The organism is Burkholderia aenigmatica, assembly GCF_048627025.1.
Lineage (GTDB): Bacteria > Pseudomonadota > Gammaproteobacteria > Burkholderiales > Burkholderiaceae > Burkholderia > Burkholderia aenigmatica.
Genome location: NZ_CP184469.1, coordinates 949445 through 967426 on the forward strand (window position 1 = coordinate 949445; position 17982 = coordinate 967426).

Here is a 17982-nt window from a genome sequence, read left to right on the forward strand (position 1 = left end):
GGCGTGTTGTGCGACGGCGTGGCGTCACGTCATTAGACGCTGCTCGGCACGTTCCGCGTCGCCGCGGTGCCGGTCGACGGTGAATTCGACGCGCAGTGCGACACGCGCGACGGCTGGCCGCCCCCTCCGGCATCGTCTGCGAAACCCGGCAACGCCACCATTGACGCGGCTCGCGAACGAATTTCAGCTCCCGCCCGATATGGCCCGGCAAACGCGGACGAATCCGCCCGGCCGCGTACGTCGGTCGCGGAATTGCAAGCGGCCGCGCCGCGCGATTTCGTTTCGATGTGTTTCAGTCGTTGCGGCCGCGCGCGGCGCGCTTCGACAATATCGGCCTCAACAATTCGGGCACGAGGAAAACACATGAAGCAGATTCGCGCGACGGGCCGGTACCTGGCCTCGGCAGGCATCGCGTTCGGCATGCTGGCAAGCGGCGCCGCACACGCACAGCTCGACCTGCAGTCGCTCGGCGCATCGCTGCTCGGCGGCGGGCAGCAGCAGGCGGCGCCTGCGCAGGGCGGTGTCGGGCAACTGCTGCAGGCCTATGTCGGCGCGAACCAGCAGGTGCTGACCGGCCAGTCTTCGCTTGCGTCGGCGATGGGGCTCACCGGCGCGGCCGGGCAGGCGCAGCAGGCCGCGAGCCAGCTCGCCGGCGGCGATGCGCTGACGCCGGCCGCGCTGTCGCAGATGGGCGGCGCGCAGCAATCGGTGTCGCAGGCGCTTGGCCAGGCGTTCGCGAGCGGTGGCGCGACGCACGGGCCGATCGACAAGCAGGCGTTCAGCAACGGCCTCGCGTCGCTCGGGCAGGGGCTCACGCAGTATTCGCAGCTGCAGTCGGGGCTCGGCAATCTCGGTTCGACGAGCGCGGCGTCGCTGTTGCAGTCGGGCCTGAATCCGCAGAACATGCAGGCTGCGTCGTATATCGCGCAAAGCGCGCCGGGCCAGTTGCAGTCGCTCGCGGCGACGCTCAGCCAGGCCGTGCAGTTCGCGACGAGCCAGGGCATTTCGGTGCCATCGGTCGCCTCGTCCGCGCTGAAGCTGCTGCCGTAACGTTGCGCGGGGCTGCGCGCGATGCGGTGCCGGCATCGCGCGCGACGACGAAGATCGCCCCGCCCAACATGGGGATTCCGCGCGATGCTATCGTGGCGTGTCCCTTTTTTCGGTGCAGGTTCATGACAGACTCGTTCGACCTCTCGCGCTATTTCTCCCGCATCGGCTACGACGGCCCGGTCGAGCCGACGCTCGATGTGCTGCGGCGGCTGCATCTGCTGCACCCGCAGGCGATTCCGTTCGAAAACCTCAATCCGCTGACCGGTGCGCGCGTCGCGCTCGACCTGCCGTCGATCGTCGACAAGGTGCTCGCGCATCGCCGTGGCGGCTACTGCTTCGAACTCAACAAGCTGTTCTACACCGCGCTCACGACGATCGGCTTTCGCGTGACGCCGATGATCGCGCGCGTGCGCTGGATGCTGCCGCCGGAAGTCGCCACCGCGCATACGCACATGCTGCTGCGCATCGATCTCGACGGCGCGGCGTGGCTCGCGGACATCGGCTTCGGCAGCGCGACGCTGACTGCGCCGCTGCGTTTCGTGCCGGACGAGCGGCAACTGACGCCGCACGGCGCGTTCCGGGTCGTCGCCGCGCCGGTCGACGGTGAATTCGACATGCAGATCGAGACGCCCGAAGGCTGGCAGACCACCTACCGCTTCCAGCCGAAGCGGGTCGAGTGGATCGATTACGACGCCGCGAACTGGTTCACGTCGACCTATCCCGAATCGATCTTCCTGCATAACCTGATTGCCTGCCGCGTGCTGCCGGACGGCCGTGCCGCGCTGCGCAACACCACGCTGACGATCCGCGACGCGGCGGGCGTCGGGCGCACCGCCACGTTCGACGATGCGGCCGCCTGGGGCGCGTGCCTGCGCGACACGATCGGCATCGACACCACGGGATTCGATCTCGACGCGTTGTTCGCGCGGCTGGCGGCGCGCGCCGCGACGTAACCCGGACTCACGATCGATAGCCAACGGCGGCCCGCAAACACGGGCCGCGGCTGCGATTGACATTTGCTAGATTGCTAGCATACTAGCGCCATGACCGACGAAGAAGTGAAGCAATTCAACGTGTACCTGCCGCTCAGCCTGATCCGGCAGGTCAAGCATCGCGCCATTGAAACGGAGCAATCGCTGTCCGCGCTGGTGGCCGATGCATTGCGCGCGTACCTGGCCGCGCCGCCGCCGGGCGCGGGGCCATCCACCAAGGAGGAGTGACATGTCATCCGAGCGAATCGAAGCGGTGTACCTGACGACGCACAACTGGGGCAAGTCGGCGAAATTCTTCCAGGCGCTGGGCTTCACGCTGGAGTTCGAAACCGATCACCACTCGGGCCAGCTGCGTAGCGGCGACGGCCCCTTTCTGTTCATCGCCGAAGTCCCGCCGGGCGAGACGCCGGACATGCAGGTCGTGCTCAAGGTGCCGGATGAACAGGCGGTGCAGCCGCAGCCGATCGTCGACGTCGTCACGCCGTTCGAGGATACCCACTGGGGCACGCGCGACATGACCGTGCGCGACCCGGACGGCCGCGTGTGGCGCCTGCAGGCGCCGGGCAAGCAGGGCGCGTGAGGCGGCGATGACCGAACCCCGCGAAAGCGCCCCCGACAGCACGGCCGCGCGCGTCGCGCTGTGGCGCGCATTGCACGTCGAACTCGATGCACCGCCGCATGTGCTCGCCGACGAGGTCGGGCTGCAAATGCTCGCACCGGAACCCGGCTGGCAGCAGCGCGGCGACATGGATCCGCAGTTCACGCGGCCGTTCCGTGCGTCGATCGTCGCGCGGGCGCGCTTCATCGAAGATCTGGTGACCGAGCAGGCCGCGCGCGGTGTGAGCCAGTACGTGATCCTCGGCGCGGGCCTCGACAGCTTCGTGCAGCGTCGGCCCGACATGGCGTCCCGCGTGACCGTCTTCGAAGTCGATCCGCCCGCGCCGCAGGCATGGAAGCAGCGCCGTCTGGTCGAGCTCGGTTTCGGCGTGCCCGACTGGCTGCGTTTCGTGCCGGTCGATTTCGAAGCGAAACAGTCGTGGCGCGCGGCGCTCGTCGGCGCGGGTTTCGATGCCGGCAAGCCGGCGGTCGTGGTGTCCACCGGCGTCAGCATGTACCTGTCGCACGAAGCGAACGCGGCTGCGTTGCGCGAAGTCGCATCGCTCGCACCGGGCTCGACGCTCGCGATGACGTTCCTGCTGCCGCTGGAGAATGCGGATCCGGACGTGCGCCCCGGGCTCGAAATGGCCGCGAAGGGCGCACGCGCAAGCGGTACGCCGTTCATCAGCTTCTTCATGCCGGCGCAGATCCAGGCGCTCGCGCGGGAGGCCGGCTTTGCGCAAGCCGCGCACGTCTCGGCCGCCGAACTGACGCGCCGCTATTTCGCCGATCGCACCGACGGCCTGCGGCCGCCGAACAACGCGGAAGAGCTGCTGGTCGCGACGGTCTGAGCCGTCGCGTTCATTGCGTTCGTCGCGCCCGTCACGCGCGCTCGAGCACGGCCATTTCCCGCACGACCACGAGCAGCACCGCGAGGCTCGCGCCGCCGGACGCGCGCAAGTCCGCGAGCAGGTGCTCGTAGCGCACGAGCGCGGCTTCGCGGCGCGCGCGCCACGCGCCGACGATCGTCTCCGGCGTGGTCGAATCCGGCGATTCCGCGAGCGCGCTCGTCGCGAGCGTGCGCTTGAGGCGCGCGACTTCCGCGAGCGCGGCCGCGCGCGCCAGCATGTCCCAGTGGGTCGGCGTCGGCAGTGTCGCCGCGCGTTCGCCGATCCAGCTGTAATTGAGCAGCGTGCCGAGCGAGAAATAGACGCCCGCGACGAGTTCGAGGCTGCGGTTGCTCGCCGCGGCCACCTCGGCGATGTCGAGCAGCGCGGCCGAGATGTCGCCGCTCGCGACGCGCACCGCCAGCGCGCTGTCGACGCCGGCTTCGACCAGCACGCGCTGCCGCTCGGACAGCGCTTCGAGATCGTCGGCCGGCAGCAGCGACGGCAGCTGCGGCGCAAGCCGCTCCGCCGCGTCGCGGCAGCGCGCGATCAGCTCGACGACGCCGCCGTCGGCCACCGCGCCGGATTGCAGATGCCGCAGGAACCACAGCGCCGCGCGCTCCAGCAATCGTGCGACGTCGACGAACATGCGCGCCTGCACGTCGTCGGCGACGCGGTTGTCGAGCGCGTCGATGTCGCGCCACACCGCATCGAGGTCGAACACGTCGCGCGCCATGATGCACGCCCGCACGATGTCGCCGGGCTTCGCGTCGGTTTCCTCCATCAGCCGGTGCACGAACGCGCAGCCGACGCGGTTCACGAGCGCGTTGGTCAGGTGCGTCGCGAGGATCTCGCGGCGCAGCGGATGGCGGCGCATCGGTTCGCTGAAGCGCTGCTGCAGCGGCTTCGGGAAGTAGTCGACGAGCATCGCGGCCACCAGCGGATCCTCGGGCACGTCGGATTCGAGCAGCGCGTCGTACAGCCACATCTTGCTGTACGCGAGCAGCACCGCGCGTTCCGGCGACGTGAGGCCGAGCTTCGCGGTCTGGCGCTCGGCGACTTCGTCGTCGGTCGGCAGGAATTCGATCACGCGGTTCAGGCGGCCCGCGCGTTCGAGCCAGCGCATCAGGCGCGCCTCGGCGTCGAGCATCTCGACCGCATAGCGGCCGGCGATCGACAGCGCCTGCGTCTGGTAGTAGTTGTCGCGCAGCACGAGCAGCCCGACTTCGTCGGTCATCTCCGCGAGCAGCGCATTGCGTTGCTTCTCGGTCATCTCGCCATCGGACACGACGAGCCCGAGCAGGATCTTGATGTTGACTTCGTGATCCGAACAATCGACGCCGGCCGAGTTGTCGATCGCATCCGTGTTGATGCGGCCGCCGCGCTGTGCGAACTCGATCCGGCCGAACTGCGTGCAGCCGAGGTTGCCGCCTTCGCCGACCACCTTGCAGCGCAGGTCCGTGCCGTTCACGCGCACCGCGTCGTTCGCGCGGTCGCCCACCTGCAGGTGGGTTTCGCGCGCGGCCTTCACGTAGGTGCCGATGCCGCCGTTGTACAGCAGGTCGACCGGCGCCTGCAGGATCGCGCGGATCAGCTCGGCCGGCGGCAGCGCGTGCGCGTCGATGCCGAGCGCGGCCTGCACGGCCGGCGACAGCGGAATCGTCTTCGCGGTGCGCGGATAGACGCCGCCGCCCGACGAGATCGACGCCGGATCGTAGTCGGCCCAGCTCGAGCGTTCGAGCGCGAACATGCGTGCGCGCTCCGCGAAGCTCGTCGCGGGATCGGGGTTCGGGTCGAGGAATACGTGCCGGTGATCGAACGCGGCGACCAGCCGGATATGCGGCGACAGCAGCATCCCGTTGCCGAACACGTCGCCCGACATGTCGCCGACGCCGACCACCGTGAAGTCGGTCGTCTGCGTATCGATGCCCATCTCGCGGAAGTGCCGCTTCACCGATTCCCACGCGCCGCGCGCGGTGATCGCCATCTTCTTGTGGTCGTAGCCGACCGAGCCGCCGGACGCGAACGCGTCGTCGAGCCAGAAGCCGTATTCGTGCGAGATCGCGTTCGCGTAGTCGGAGAAGGTGGCCGTGCCCTTGTCGGCGGCGACGACCAGGTATGGGTCATCCGGATCGTGGCGCACGACGTCGGGCGGCGGCACGATCGCGTTGCTGACCAGGTTGTCGGTCAGGTCGAGCAGGCCGCGCAGGAAGGTCTGGTAGCACGCGATGCCTTCGCGCATCCACGCTTCGCGATCGCTCGGCGGCGGCGGGTTCTTCACGACGAAGCCACCTTTCGAGCCGACCGGCACGATCACGACGTTCTTCACCATCTGCGCCTTCATCAGCCCGAGCACTTCGGTGCGGAAATCCTCGCGGCGATCCGACCAGCGCAGGCCGCCGCGCGCGACGCGCCCGCCGCGCAGGTGCACGCCCTCGACCCGCGGCGAATACACCCAGATCTCGAACATCGGCTTCGGTTCGGGCAGGCCCGGTACCTTCGACGGATTGAACTTGAACGACAGGTACGGTTTCGAGTTGCCGTTCGCGTCGGCCAGGAAGTAGTTGGTGCGCTCGGTCGCGTTGATCACGCCGAGGAACTGGCGCAGGATGCGGTCCTCGTCGAGGTTCGGCACCTGGTCGAGCGCGCCTTCGATCTCTTTCAGCATCCGTTCGGCCTGCACGTCGCGCGTGTCGCCGGTGGCCGGGTCGAAGCGCAGCAGGAACAGCTCGACGAGCTGCCGCGCGATCGCCGGATTGCCGGTCAGCGCGCGTTCGATATAGGCGTCGCTGAAGGTCGAGCCGACTTGCCGCAGATACTTCGCATACGCGCGCAGGATCGTCACTTCGCGTGCGCTCAGGTGGGCGCGCAGCACGAGGCGGTTGAAGTCGTCGTTCTCGATCCGGCCGCTCCAGATCTGGTCGAACGCATCTTCGAACAGGCCCTTCACGCGCTCGATGTCGAATTCGGTATCGTCGGCGAGTTCGAGGCCGAAGTCGTGTACCCACGCATGCGCGGCGTCCTGGGTCTGGATCCGGTACGGCCGCTCCTCGTCGACGCGCACGCCGAGATGCTCGAGCATCGGCAGGCTGCGCGACAGCGCGATCGGGTCGCCCGCGCGATAGACCTTGAAGCGGAACGCGCGCGCCTCGGCCTCGATCGGCCGGTACAGGTTCATCGCGAGCTGCCCCGAATCCTTCACACGCTCGATCAGCTCGATGTCGCGCACGGCCGTGCGTGCCGGATAGTCGTCGCGATAGCCGGCCGGGAACGAGTCGGCATAGCGCTGCAGCAGGCGGTTGCCTTGCTCCTCGCCGAATGCGTCGAGCAGCGCGTCGGCGAGATCGTCCTGCCAGCGGCGGGTGACCTGCACGAGCCGCGTTTCGAGCTCGCGCGTGTCGACGTCGGGCATCGTGCCCGGTTCCGCATGCACGACGAAATGGATGCGCGCGATCGCCGATTCCGACAGCAGCGGCGTGAATTCGACGTTCACGCCGTTGTACGCATCGACGAGCAGCTTCGCAATGCGCCGGCGCAGGTCGGTGTTGTACTTGTCGCGCGGCACGAACACGAGGCACGACACGAAGCGGTCGAAGCGGTCGCGTCGCACGAACAGGCGCGTGCGCTGGTGTTCCTGCAGCCGCAGGATGCCGAGCGCGATGTCGTAGAGCTGGTCTTCGTCGGCCTGGAACAGCTCGTCGCGCGGATAGGTTTCGAGCACCGTCACGAGCGACTTGCCGAGATGTCCCTTCGGCAAGAAGCCCGCGCGCCGCACGATGTTCGCGCACTTGCGGCGCACGATCGGAATCTCGGCGCTCGACACCATGTAGGCGGTCGACGTGTAGAGCCCGATGAAGCGGCGTTCGCCGGTGACCTTGCCATCGGGGCCGACGAGTTTCACGCCGACGTAGTCGAGATAGCCGGGCCGGTGCACGGTCGCGCGCGAATTCGCCTTGGTCAGGAAGATCGGCCAGGAGCCGGTGATGATGTCGGCCGCCGCCGGTGGCAGCGGCGTGACGTCGGGCGCGCCCGACGTGCGCAGCGATTCGCGCAGGATGCCGAAGCCGGTGCCTTCGATGCCGCGCAGCCCGAAGCCGGTGCCGTCCGATACCAGCGCGTAGTCGCGCTGGCCGAGGAACGTGAAGTGATCGGCGGCCATCCATTCGAGGAACGCGCGTGCCTCGATGTCTTCCGCGGTCGATTCGCGCGCCTTCATTTCCTTGATCGTCGCGCGCGCGATGTCGACGATCTTCGGCCAGTCTTCCACCGACGCGCGCACGTCGCCGAGCACATGCGCGATGTCGTTGCGCAACGTGTTGAGCAGCGCGGCATCGCCGCAGCGGTCGACTTCGAAATGGATGAACGACGCGAGCTGCGACTGGCCGTCGCCGGGCGTCGCGCCGCCCGCATCGACGCGCTCGATGCTGCCATCGCGACCGCGCCAGATGCGGAATACCGGGTGCAGCGCCGAGTGCAGCGCGAGCCCGAGGCGGTTGACGGCCATCGTCACCGAATCGACGAGGAACGGCATGTCGTCGTTGACGATCTCGATGACCGTGTGGTCGGAATGCCAGCCGTGCTGTTCGAGGATCGGGTTGTACACGCGCAGCCGTTCGCTGCCGGTCACGAATTTCTGGGCGGTCTGCCAGTGCGCCATCGCGGCGCCGTAGAGATCGGCGATGCTGCGGCTCTGCAGATCGTCGGCATCGACGAAGTCGTAGTAATGACGCAGGAAGGGTTCGACGATCCGGAACGTGGCTTCGGGCAGGCGCCCGCGCGCGAATTCGACGACGTCCGAGAGCAGGTGTGCGACGACTTCCTCGTTCTTCGCTTCCATGGCGGTCTCCTCGTCGGGTGGCCATCGGCTGCTGCGTCTGTCCGGCATTATGCGCCGATTGCGTGACAAAGCGATGTGCGGGCGCACAACGAAGGGCGGGCCGGAGGAAGCCGCGTGCGGCGCCGTTGTGGGCGCCGCAGTGGGTGATCAGTGCAGGGCAGGCAGCGCCGAAGCGACGCCGCCTTTGACGCTCAGCGCTCGTCGCTCCACAGCTTGCCGGCCGTCGCCCAGTTCTCTTTCTTCACGTCGGTGAGGATGATGTCGACCGAGCCCGGCTCGCAGCCGAGCGTCTCGCACGTGACGCGCGTGATCGCTTCGACGAATGCGCGCTTCTGGTCGACGGTGCGGCCTTCGAAGAGCTGGATATTGAAAGTCGGCATGACGGATGCTCCGATGGTTGGGGTGAATGTTGGGTTGGGAATCGGCGGCGTCAGTCGCGATACGTCGGATCGATCCGGTCGAGCCGGCGCAGCAGCGCCGGCCATTCCAGTTCGCCTTCGATCGCGCCGCCGTCGCGCAGCTGTTCGGCGGTTCGGTCGGCGATGGCCGGGTCGGGCAGCACGAGCGGCCCGCCGCCGGCCTGCGCGCGCACCTGGATGTCGCACGCCTTGATCAGCGTATCCATCAGCACATAGGCTTCGGCCACGGTGCGCCCGACCGTCAGCGTGCCATGGTTGCGCAGCAGCATCGCGGATTTCGCGCCGAGGCTCGCGGTCAGCCGCGCGCCTTCGGCTGGCGAGAACGCGAGCGCCTCGTAGTCGTGGTACGCGAGGTCGCCATGAAACCGCAGCGCGTGCTGCGACGCGGGCAGCAGCCCGTCGCGCTGGATCGACACGGCGATGCCGGCCGTATTGTGCAGGTGCATCACGCACACGGCGTCGGCGCGCGCGGCGTGCACGGCCGCGTGCAGCGCGAAGCCCGTCACGTTGACCGCGTGCTCGCTGTCGCCGATCCGGTTGCCGGCCAGGTCGATCTTCACGAGATTCGAGGCGCGGACTTCGTCGAACGTGAGGCCGAACGGGTTGATCAGGAAGTGGCCGGGCTCGCCGGGGACGGTCGCGGAAAGGTGCGTGTAGATCAGGTCGTCCCAGCCGTTCAGCGCGACGAGCCGGTACGCGGCGGCGAGGTCGACGCGCATCTGGCGTTCGGCGTCCGAGATCGGGCCGCCGGGTTTCACGGCATCAGGACGGTGTGCGAATGACGACATCGGGTTCTCCGAGGGTGAAGCGGCGCGCGACGATCACCGTGACCCACGACGCGAGCGCGAACGGGGCCGTGAACGCGGGAATGCCGGCGCGCGTCGCGAGCCACTGGATCAGCGCGGCCAGCGCGGCGGCCGCGAGCGCCGCGCGCGGGCCGCGCGGCATCAGCGCGAGCGCGGCGAGCGCACCGTTGAAGCCGAGCAGGCCGTCGGCGAACGACGCGCCGCTGGCACCGAGCGCAACCAGCAGCACGGTCGACACCAGCGCGCCGCCGAGCGCGAACGCGGCCGCTCGGCGCGACGCGACGGCGAGGCCGGCGACGATCAGCGCGCCGGCCCACGCGCCTTGCGCGAAAGTGGTTTGCGCGACGCCTGACAGAAGGGCGTCGGCGGCGGCAGTCAACGTCAGCACCGGGCCGGCCGTCGCGCCGCTGGCATGTTGCAGCGCGACAAACGGCAGCCAGAGCGCGGTGACGATGAGGCACGGGCTCGAATACGGACACTGGCGCCAGCGTGCGAGCGGCAAGCGCATCGCGCGTTGCACGAGCGCCGCGCCGATCGAGACCAGCGGCACCAGCGCGACGGCGGCGAGTTGATGGGGCGCGAACAGCACGGCGATCAGCGCGGCGAGCGCGCCGTTGAAGCCGTGCAGCCCCTGTTCGACGTCGCGGCGTTCGGCGCCTGTCAGCACGGCCGTCATGCTGGCGGCGGCCGAACCGACCAGCGCCGCGCTCGCGAGCCGCAGGTCGGTCAGCGCCAGCGCGGCGAGCAGCAGCGCGCCGGTGAGCGCGTTCGCCTGCAGCACGATCTGCCCGATGCCGCGCAGCAAGATACGCAGGTCGATCGACGGCGGGACGGGGCGGGCGGTAGGCATGATGGCGGCGGAACAGGACGAGCCGCGAGCATAGGACACAATGCCATGCACCGGAATAGGGAATTCTGGATAGTCAGGATTTGTGGTCGATGCCCCGAAATGGTGAAGGCAGCGGTCGATTCGCGCCCGAACGCCGCGCCGTTGGCACCCCCGGCGAGGGTGCCCGTTTGGGACCCGAATGCCGGCGGTGGCCGGCATTTTCGTCGAGCGATCTGTGCGACGATGCCTCGCATCGGGCATACCGGGAGACGGAAGAATGCGCGAAGTGCGGTGGGCGTCGCTCGAAGGCGACGGGGTCGAACATCTGACGTTCGACCGGAGCGGCGGCGGGATCGTCGTCGAAAGCGCGGTGGTCGGCCAGCGGTATGGCCGTGCGTACGGGCTCGCGTATCGCGTCGAGTGCGACGCGCACTGGCGCGTGACCTATGCGGTGCTCAAGGTGATGGGCGGCGGCACGCTCGCATTGCGCGGCGACGGCGCCGGCCACTGGCACGACGGCTCGGGCCGCGTACTGCCGGAGCTGGACGGCTGCATCGACATCGACATCGCGGCGACGCCGTTCACGAATTCGCTGCCGATCGGCCGCCTCGGGCTCGCGCGCGGCGAGCGGCGGCCGATCGACGTCGCGTACATCTCGACGCCGGACCTGAAGGTTACGCCGGTCAAGCAGGCCTACGCGTGCCTCGAGCCGGGCCGGCGCTACCGCTACGAAGGGATCTTCCGCGATTTCACCGCCGAGATGGACGTCGACGACGACGGGCTCGTCATCGGTTACGAGACGCTGTTCAGACGCCTGCCGGCCCCGGCGGTGCGCTGAACCCGGGCCGCGGCCGGGGCGAGCGCCGGCCGCTCGTGCGCGGACGCGAAGCGGTCGATCCGCGACGCGATCATGTCCGGGTGGCGCAATACGATCCAGTGCGTGCCGTCGATTTCCTCGCGCACGTGGTCGCCGAGCCAGCGGTCGAGATCGACCGACATCTCGGGCGTCACATAGCGGTCGCGCACCGGCACCAGGATCTGCACGGGCGCCTGTGCATACCGTTCGCGCGGCTTGCGGGCCCGTGCGATGAAGTTCGCGCGGTACAGCTGCAGGCCGTTCAGCGCGTTCTTCAGTTGCACGGGATCGCGCTCGGCGCGCACGCGTTCGGTGAGCTGCAGCCAGCGCGGCCACCATGCCGCGCCGCCGAGCCGCCACACCAGCGACGGCACCAGCGGCAAGTGGAAGAACGCGATGTACCACGACTCAGGCTCTGTTTGAGCCGCATCTTCGCGCGGAACACGTGATCGAGGCACGGGCCCGAGATCGACGTGTACGATGCGATCCGGCCGCGGAACGCGGGGTCGGTCACGGCCTCCCAGCACTGGATCGACCCCCAGTCGTGGCCGACGAGATGGAACGGCCGGCCGCCGCAGGTCGCGTCGGCCACCGCCTTCAGGTCGCCGGCGAGCCGTGCGAGCGTGTAGTCGGCGCGGCGGCGCGGTGCATCGGAGGCGCCGGCGCCCCGCACGTCGTACGCGATCACGCGGTAGCGCTTCGCGAGCCGCGCGCCGATCGGCGCCCACACGGCCGCCGAATCGGGGTAGCCGTGCACGAGGATCAGCGGCGGCGCGCGACGCGACCCGCTTACGTAGACGGCGAGTTTCACGTCGCCGGACTGGACGGTCAGCATCTCGTGGGCGCGCGCCATGACGTCATGCCTGCGGAACCGGGTGCAGCGGCACGCGGCGCGGGGCGGCTTGCGCGGCGTAGCGCGCGTTGGTCGCGTCGATGTTCTCGAGCAGCGTGTCGAGCCCCTGCAGGTACTGGTGGTTGTCGTGGTCCCACGGGTGGAAGCCGGGGCGGAAGTAGTCGAACCATTCGCGCGCGATTCGCCGGAACACGCCGTCCTTCGGGCTGTACAGGTACTTCACGAGATTCCACATGCCCCCGAATTTGCCGTGACGGCGCCGATGTGCGGACATCAGGCGGATGTGGAAGTCGAAAATGGTCGCCCAGAACAAGAGGGACGTCCCCAGCATGGCGCTGGTGCGCAGCAGATAACTGCCGAGGCCGGGTTTCATCACGGTGTTCCACACGTCGTACGAGACAGCCTTGTGCTCGGTCTCTTCCATCGCGTGCCACATCCACATCTGCTGGTAGCCTTCGACGGAGCCGTCGATCCAGCGCTCATGGTCCGACAACAACTGGTTCGCGAACATCGCCGTGTAGTGCTCGAGTGCGATCGTGATCGCGAGCTGAATCGAATGCGGCAGCACCTTCTTGAGCCAGCCGAGGATCGCCCACAGGCGCTTGTCCAGCTTGTGCGCGGGCAGCCCCGACGCCTGCAGCAGGTCGTTGTACTCGACGTGCTCGCGCGTGTGCATCGCCTCCTGGCCGATGAAGCCGGCCACCTGCTTCTTCAGGTCGGGGTCGTCGATGCGGTCGCGGTAGTTGCGCACCGAATCCATGAAGAAGCGCTCGCCGGCCGGAAACAGCAGCGACATCGCGTTCATGAAGTGCGTGACCGGCACGCCCTGGACGTGCCAGTCGCGCGCGCGTTCGGGGGGCAGCGCGAAACGGATGTCGCGTCGCACGGGCATCATGTGCGGGGTGGTCATGATTGTTCTCCTCCCTGATTGCTTGCGTTGGTGTAGGTGGCGTGCATCGGGGCGGGCGCCGGCGTGCCGCGCGCGGCGTCGCGGCGGGCCCGCGCGGCCTCGCGGCGCGTCGCGAGCACGACGAGCGCCTGGTACGTACACGGCAGGACGCGCGCCATCCAGTCACCGGCCTTCGCATCGCGGCCGATCAGCACCCGGCGCTTGTTCCGGCGGACACCGGCGAGTATCGTGCGCGCGGCGTCGTCGGCGGTCGTGATGAAGAACTTCTCGAACGTGTCCCGGCCTTGTTGCTCGCTCGCGACCATGAAGCCGACCATGTTCTTCGAGACGCGGCTGGCCTGCGCGATGTTCGTGCGGATACCGCCCGGATGCACGCAGGTCGCCGACACGCCGCACTTCATCATGTCGAGTTCCTGGCGCAGCGATTCGGTGAAGCCGCGCACCGCGAACTTGGTCGCGTTGTAGCCGCTCATGCCCGGTTGCGCGAAGATGCCGAACAGGCTCGACGTGTTGATCACGTGGCCGTCACCGGTCGCCTTCAGGTGCGGCAGGAATGCCTTTGTGCCGTGCACGACGCCCCAGAAGTTGATGTTCACGATCCACTCGAGATCGCTGTATTCCATCCCTTCGATCGTGCTCGACAGCGCGACGCCCGCGTTGTTGAAGATCAGGTTGACCTTGCCGTGTTCCTTCGCGGTGTCGTCGGCCCACGCGAACATCGCGTCGCGGTCGCCGACGTCGAGCACGCGCGTCGACACGCGCACGTTCGGCGCGATCGCGCGGACGATCCGCTCGGTTTCGGCGAGGCCCACGCCGTTCTTGTCGGCGAGCGATACGTGGCAGCCGGCCTGCGCGAGCTGGATCGCGAGCGAGCGGCCCATGCCCGAGCCGGCACCCGTGATCGCGGCGACCTTGTTGGCGAAATCTCTCATGTCGGTTGCTCCTTGTCTGGCTCAGGCCGCTTCGGCGGACGTGGTAGTCGAAGCGGAAGCGGCGGGCGCGGCGACGGGCCGCGCGGTCGTGTCGTGTTGCGGCGCGCGATACGCGTGGTAGTCGGCGATCGAGAAGTGCGCGGTCGCCTGGCGGAAGCGCCACGTGAAGCCCGGCCACAGCGTCGTGTTCTTGCCGGTGCGCGGATCGAGGTACCAGCTCTTGCAGCCGCCCGTCGACCAGATCGCCTTTTTCAGCTTGCCCTGCAGGTCGCTGTTGAATTGCGCTTCGACGAGCGGGCGCACTTCGATCGCATCCGCGCGTTCGCGGCGCATCGCCTGCAGCGCGCCGAGGATGTACTCGATCTGCGACTCGATCATGAACACCATCGAGTTGTGGCCGAGGCCCGTGTTCGGGCCGACGATCATGAAGAAGTTCGGATAGCCGGGCAGCGTCGAGCCGAGATACGCGTGCGCGCCGTCGCGCCAGGCGTCGACGATGTCGAGCCCGCCGCGGCCGAGGATCGCGCCGCGCGGAAACGGATCGGCCACCTGGAAGCCGGTGCCGTAGATCAGGCAGTCGACTTCATGGCGGCGGCCGTCGGTCGTCACGACCGCGTCGGCTTCGATGTGGTCGATGCCGGTCGTGATCACGTCGACGTTCTTGCGCGACAGCGCCGGGTAGTAGTCGTTCGAGATCAGCACGCGCTTGCAGCCGAGCGTGTAGTTCGGCGTGACGGTCTTGCGCAGCTCCGGATCGGGAATCTGCTTGCGGATGTGGCGCAGCGCGAGCTTCTGCACGTTCTTCATCAGCGACGGATGGATCGCGAAGCCGAGCACGCGCGATTCGAGCATCCAGTAGATGCTGCTGCGCACGGCCTTCTGCGTGAACGGCAGCGTGCGGAACAGCCACTTCTCGAGCCCGGTCAGGTTGCGGTCGGGCTTCGGCATGATCCACGGCGGCGTGCGCTGGAACAGCGCGAGTTCCTTCACGCGCGGCGCGATCTGCGGCACGAACTGGATCGCGCTCGCGCCGGTGCCGATCACCGCGACGCGCTTGCCTTCGAGGGCATAGTCGTGATCCCAGTGCTGCGAGTGGAACGCGCGGCCCTGGAAATTCTCGACGCCGGGAATCGACGGCAGTGCGGCCCGCGACAGGCCGCCCATCCCCGACACCAGCACGCGCGCGGACAGCCGCTTGCCGTTCGCGAACGTGAGGCGCCAGCGTTGCGCGGCGTCGTCGTACTCGGCGCGCTGCAATTCGTGGTTCAGGCGCAGGTGCGGGCCGACGCCGAAGCGCTGTACGCAGTCTTCCAGATACGCGCGGATTTCCGGCTGCGGCGCGAACATGCGCGTCCAGCGCGGGTTCGGCGCGAACGAGAACGAATAGACGTGCGATTGCACGTCGCATGCACACCCGGGGTAATGATTGTCGCGCCACGTGCCGCCGACCGACGCGGCCTTCTCGAGGACGACGAAGTCGGTCACGCCTGTTTGACGCAGGCGGATCGCCATCCCGAGGCCGGCGAAGCCGGTGCCGATGATGGCGATGTCGATGGTTTCGTCCAGGCCGTCGTGGCCGGGCGGACCGAAAGGCAACGTGCGAGCATTCATCCGGGTGTCTCCGATTTGGCTCATTTTTGAATGTTACATTGTTCGATGTAACGATAGTGGGTGAACCTGGAAACCGCAAGAGGCTAGAAGCGGCGCTCTAAGGGCCGGAAGCCAGACGGGAAAAGGCTGCGCGGGGTTTGGAACAGGGCGCTTTCCGCATCGCGGGATGCGGGGAAAGGGCCGTCGGTCGGGCGAGAGAGGGGGCGGACGAGACCGCCGGCGCGCGGCGGTCTGTTTGAAACAGTATCAGGGACGGATCGTTCGGGCGGCCGTCTCATGGAAAACCCCGGCCACGATCGTGACCTGCGCGAGCGCGTAGAGGCCCCAGATCAGGTAGTCGATGCCCGGAAAGCCGCCGAGGAAGCGGCCGACGCCGATCAGCGTATCGGAGCCGACGAAGATCAGGCTGCCGAGCGCGACCAACGGGCCGCGCGTGCGGGCCGCGAGCGCGAAGCTGGCCATCGTGCACAGCACGAGCATGTAGACGGCGACCGGTGCGACCAGCTCGCCGAGATGCGGGAAGAACGCTGCGTAGAACGCCGGCGCGGCGATCCACAGCCCGACGAGCGCGACGATGCGCCAGCCGTGCGGCCGCGCGCGCCAGCGGAAGAAGATCGCGCAATAGAACAGGTGTGTGAGCAGGAACGCGCCGAGGCCGAGGACGAACGACAGCGGCCAGTCGGGTAGCGCGAGCAGCACGTCGCCGAGCACGGCCGTCACGAGCGCCGCGCACAGCCACGCGCGTTCGCGCGGTGCGGCGCAGGTGCTGCCCGCCGCGAGCAGCAGAATGCCCATCGCCGCTTTCGCGGCGGCCTGGCCGGGATAGGGCGCGGCGGCGAGCGACAGCCCGTACAGCAGCGCGGCGACGACGGCGAGCGGCCAGAGCCGGCGGTAGGTGGCGGGAAGCGTGGCGATCAAGGCGGGTGTCTCCGGTTTGTTGTTGTCTGCGGTGGACGGTGCGCGGTCGAGGGCGCGGCTGTCGGCCATTATCCGGAAGAAAGGGGATGGGAAAACCGGCGAATCCTTCTAGGAAACGAGGGCGTCGCTACTGCCGGATTTCTCCGCGCGTTGCCCCGGTTGAACCGGGGCAACGACTTCAATTCGGCTTGCTATGATCGCCGCGGTATTGCCGTTGTCGATGTGGTTGTTGCTGTCGTTGTTCCGCCCGGCCGCGCGGCAGGATGCGCAAGCTGGTGCGAGCCCGATGTATCCATGCCGTGCCCGGCCCGCGCGCCCATGCGAAGCGGGGCGGGCTGGCCTCCCCACGAAAACAGGTCCGACCATGACCGAACTTCTCCACGGCGACGGCGCGATCCGTCGCACGACGCCGTACGGCTCGTCGATCGAAAACACCTATGCTGGCGTGCTGTCGTTCATGCGCCGCAACTATTCGCGCGAGCTCGACGGCGTCGACGTCGCGATCTCCGGCGTACCGCTCGACCTCGCGACGACTTACCGCTCCGGTGCGCGGCTCGGCCCGGCTGCGATCCGCGCGGCGAGCGTGCAGCTCGCGGAGCTTCATCCGTATCCGTGGGGTTTCAACCCGTTCGACGATCTCGCGGCCATCGACTACGGCGACTGCTGGTTCGACGCGCACAACCCGCTGTCGATCAAGCCCGCGATCGTCGAGCATGCGCGCACGATCCTCGGTTCCGGCGCGAAGATGCTGACGCTCGGCGGCGACCACTACATCACGTATCCGCTGCTGGTCGCGCATGCGGAGCGCTACGGCAAGCCGCTGTCGCTGATCCATTTCGACGCGCACTGCGATACGTGGGCCGACGACGATCCGGACAGCCTCAATCACGGGACGATGTTCTACAAGGCCGTGAAGGAAGGGCTGATCGATCCGGCGACGTCGGTGCAGGTCGGCATCCGCACGTGGAACGACGACTTTCTCGGGATCGAGCGGCTCGATGCGGCGTGGGTGCATGACCACGGGTCGCGCGCGGCGGTCGAGCGGATCGTCGACATCGTTGGCGCGCGGCCCGCGTACCTGACGTTCGATATCGATTGTCTCGATCCGGCGTTCGCGCCCGGCACGGGCACGCCGGTCGCGGGCGGGCTGTCTTCGGCACAGGCGCTCGCGATCGTGCGCGCGCTCGGCGCGGTGAACCTGGTGGGTGCGGATGTGGTCGAGGTGGCGCCCGCGTACGACCACGCGGACATCACGGCGATTGCGGCCGCGCATGTCGCGTGTGACTTGCTGTGTCTGTGGCGGCAGAAGAAGGTGGCGGGGGCGCTGAAGTAAGTCAGCATGCGCGTGCCGTTGGCGCGGTGCGCGCATCGCCGGATCGGTGTGCCGTGTGCGGTTTGCATCACGTGGCTCAGGCAAAAGATCTTCGCGGATTCCCATGGCGCGTGCTTGCCGACCCGTTGGCGACATCGGCGGAACGTCATTGG

The 17982-nt window shown here is 68.3% G+C and carries 15 protein-coding genes and 1 pseudogene; 7 read left to right on the plus strand and 9 right to left on the minus strand.

The window, feature by feature from the left end; translation table 11 throughout:
• The first annotated feature begins 363 nt into the window (after positions 1–363).
• The 5 genes from ACN8ZM_RS21375 to ACN8ZM_RS21395 all read left to right on the plus strand — a co-directional run bounded on the left by ACN8ZM_RS21375 (position 364) and on the right by ACN8ZM_RS21395 (position 3490).
• The gene (locus ACN8ZM_RS21375) at positions 364–1050 is read left to right on the plus strand and encodes a hypothetical protein (protein ID WP_205823465.1); all 687 of its coding nucleotides are present in this window, start codon (positions 364–366) and stop codon (positions 1048–1050) included.
• Positions 1051–1172: 122 nt separating this feature from the next.
• On the plus strand, positions 1173–2003 hold the full coding sequence (locus ACN8ZM_RS21380) for an arylamine N-acetyltransferase family protein (protein ID WP_420212295.1): 831 nt from the start codon (positions 1173–1175) through the stop codon (positions 2001–2003).
• A gap of 90 nt (positions 2004–2093) precedes the next feature.
• On the plus strand, positions 2094–2270 hold the full coding sequence (locus ACN8ZM_RS21385) for a ribbon-helix-helix domain-containing protein (RefSeq protein ID WP_039344130.1): 177 nt from the start codon (positions 2094–2096) through the stop codon (positions 2268–2270).
• A gap of 1 nt (position 2271) precedes the next feature.
• Positions 2272–2622 (plus strand): VOC family protein, encoded by a 351-nt coding sequence (locus ACN8ZM_RS21390; protein WP_043177283.1) that lies wholly within the window; start codon positions 2272–2274, stop codon positions 2620–2622.
• A 7-nt stretch (positions 2623–2629) separates the two neighbouring features.
• On the plus strand, positions 2630–3490 hold the full coding sequence (locus ACN8ZM_RS21395) for a class I SAM-dependent methyltransferase (RefSeq protein ID WP_420212296.1): 861 nt from the start codon (positions 2630–2632) through the stop codon (positions 3488–3490).
• A 31-nt stretch (positions 3491–3521) separates the two neighbouring features.
• Here ACN8ZM_RS21395 and ACN8ZM_RS21400 read toward each other — a convergent pair whose 3' ends face one another.
• The 4 genes from ACN8ZM_RS21400 to ACN8ZM_RS21415 all read right to left on the minus strand — a co-directional run bounded on the left by ACN8ZM_RS21400 (position 3522) and on the right by ACN8ZM_RS21415 (position 10438).
• Complete coding sequence (locus ACN8ZM_RS21400; RefSeq protein ID WP_420212297.1) at positions 3522–8363, minus strand: NAD-glutamate dehydrogenase; 4842 nt, start codon at positions 8361–8363, stop codon at positions 3522–3524.
• A gap of 191 nt (positions 8364–8554) precedes the next feature.
• Positions 8555–8743: a 4-oxalocrotonate tautomerase gene (locus tag ACN8ZM_RS21405; RefSeq protein ID WP_039344138.1), complete on the minus strand. Its 189-nt coding sequence runs from the start codon at positions 8741–8743 to the stop codon at positions 8555–8557.
• A gap of 50 nt (positions 8744–8793) precedes the next feature.
• Entirely contained in the window at positions 8794–9570 is a 777-nt protein-coding gene (locus ACN8ZM_RS21410) for a class II aldolase/adducin family protein (RefSeq protein ID WP_043177273.1), read from the minus strand.
• Complete coding sequence (locus ACN8ZM_RS21415; protein ID WP_420212298.1) at positions 9545–10438, minus strand: urea transporter; 894 nt, start codon at positions 10436–10438, stop codon at positions 9545–9547. The genes ACN8ZM_RS21410 and ACN8ZM_RS21415 overlap by 26 nt, the downstream gene beginning before the upstream one ends.
• A 256-nt stretch (positions 10439–10694) precedes the next feature.
• Here ACN8ZM_RS21415 and ACN8ZM_RS21420 point away from each other — a divergent pair, with 256 nt between their 5' ends.
• Positions 10695–11255, plus strand: a complete 561-nt coding sequence (locus ACN8ZM_RS21420; protein ID WP_420212299.1) for a putative glycolipid-binding domain-containing protein — start codon at positions 10695–10697, stop codon at positions 11253–11255.
• Here the strand turns inward: ACN8ZM_RS21420 and ACN8ZM_RS21425 are convergent.
• The 5 genes and pseudogenes from ACN8ZM_RS21425 to ACN8ZM_RS21445 form a co-directional block, all read right to left on the minus strand.
• Positions 11210–12126 (minus strand): annotated as a pseudogene (locus ACN8ZM_RS21425) (alpha/beta fold hydrolase). The gene ACN8ZM_RS21420 and the pseudogene ACN8ZM_RS21425 sit on opposite strands and share 46 nt — an antisense overlap.
• Positions 12127–12130: 4 nt before the next feature.
• Positions 12131–13036, minus strand: a complete 906-nt coding sequence (locus ACN8ZM_RS21430) for a metal-dependent hydrolase (protein WP_420212300.1) — start codon at positions 13034–13036, stop codon at positions 12131–12133.
• Complete coding sequence (locus ACN8ZM_RS21435) at positions 13033–13968, minus strand: SDR family NAD(P)-dependent oxidoreductase (RefSeq protein WP_420212301.1); 936 nt, start codon at positions 13966–13968, stop codon at positions 13033–13035. The genes ACN8ZM_RS21430 and ACN8ZM_RS21435 overlap by 4 nt, the downstream gene beginning before the upstream one ends.
• 21 nt (positions 13969–13989) lie before the next feature.
• The gene (locus tag ACN8ZM_RS21440; protein WP_420212302.1) at positions 13990–15579 is read right to left on the minus strand and encodes a flavin-containing monooxygenase; all 1590 of its coding nucleotides are present in this window, start codon (positions 15577–15579) and stop codon (positions 13990–13992) included.
• Between the two features lie 246 nt (positions 15580–15825).
• A complete protein-coding gene (locus ACN8ZM_RS21445; RefSeq protein ID WP_420212303.1) occupies positions 15826–16497 on the minus strand; it encodes a lysoplasmalogenase in 672 nt (223 codons plus the stop codon).
• 364 nt (positions 16498–16861) lie between these two features.
• Here ACN8ZM_RS21445 and speB point away from each other — a divergent pair, with 364 nt between their 5' ends.
• Positions 16862–17830, plus strand: coding sequence for an agmatinase (gene speB / locus ACN8ZM_RS21450; protein WP_089452548.1), 969 nt, complete (start codon positions 16862–16864; stop codon positions 17828–17830).
• Positions 17831–17982 lie beyond the last annotated feature (152 nt).

Coding starts and splice junctions, on each gene's coding strand:
- ACN8ZM_RS21375 (WP_205823465.1), top strand. CDS start 364: ATGAAGCAGATTCGCGCGACGGGCCGGTACCTGGCCTCGGCAGGCATC.
- ACN8ZM_RS21380 (WP_420212295.1), top strand. CDS start 1,173: ATGACAGACTCGTTCGACCTCTCGCGCTATTTCTCCCGCATCGGCTAC.
- ACN8ZM_RS21385 (WP_039344130.1), top strand. CDS start 2,094: ATGACCGACGAAGAAGTGAAGCAATTCAACGTGTACCTGCCGCTCAGC.
- ACN8ZM_RS21390 (WP_043177283.1), top strand. CDS start 2,272: ATGTCATCCGAGCGAATCGAAGCGGTGTACCTGACGACGCACAACTGG.
- ACN8ZM_RS21395 (WP_420212296.1), top strand. CDS start 2,630: ATGACCGAACCCCGCGAAAGCGCCCCCGACAGCACGGCCGCGCGCGTC.
- ACN8ZM_RS21400 (WP_420212297.1), bottom strand. CDS start 8,363: ATGGAAGCGAAGAACGAGGAAGTCGTCGCACACCTGCTCTCGGACGTC.
- ACN8ZM_RS21405 (WP_039344138.1), bottom strand. CDS start 8,743: ATGCCGACTTTCAATATCCAGCTCTTCGAAGGCCGCACCGTCGACCAG.
- ACN8ZM_RS21410 (WP_043177273.1), bottom strand. CDS start 9,570: ATGTCGTCATTCGCACACCGTCCTGATGCCGTGAAACCCGGCGGCCCG.
- ACN8ZM_RS21415 (WP_420212298.1), bottom strand. CDS start 10,438: ATGCCTACCGCCCGCCCCGTCCCGCCGTCGATCGACCTGCGTATCTTG.
- ACN8ZM_RS21420 (WP_420212299.1), top strand. CDS start 10,695: ATGCGCGAAGTGCGGTGGGCGTCGCTCGAAGGCGACGGGGTCGAACAT.
- ACN8ZM_RS21430 (WP_420212300.1), bottom strand. CDS start 13,036: ATGACCACCCCGCACATGATGCCCGTGCGACGCGACATCCGTTTCGCG.
- ACN8ZM_RS21435 (WP_420212301.1), bottom strand. CDS start 13,968: ATGAGAGATTTCGCCAACAAGGTCGCCGCGATCACGGGTGCCGGCTCG.
- ACN8ZM_RS21440 (WP_420212302.1), bottom strand. CDS start 15,579: ATGAATGCTCGCACGTTGCCTTTCGGTCCGCCCGGCCACGACGGCCTG.
- speB (WP_089452548.1), top strand. CDS start 16,862: ATGACCGAACTTCTCCACGGCGACGGCGCGATCCGTCGCACGACGCCG.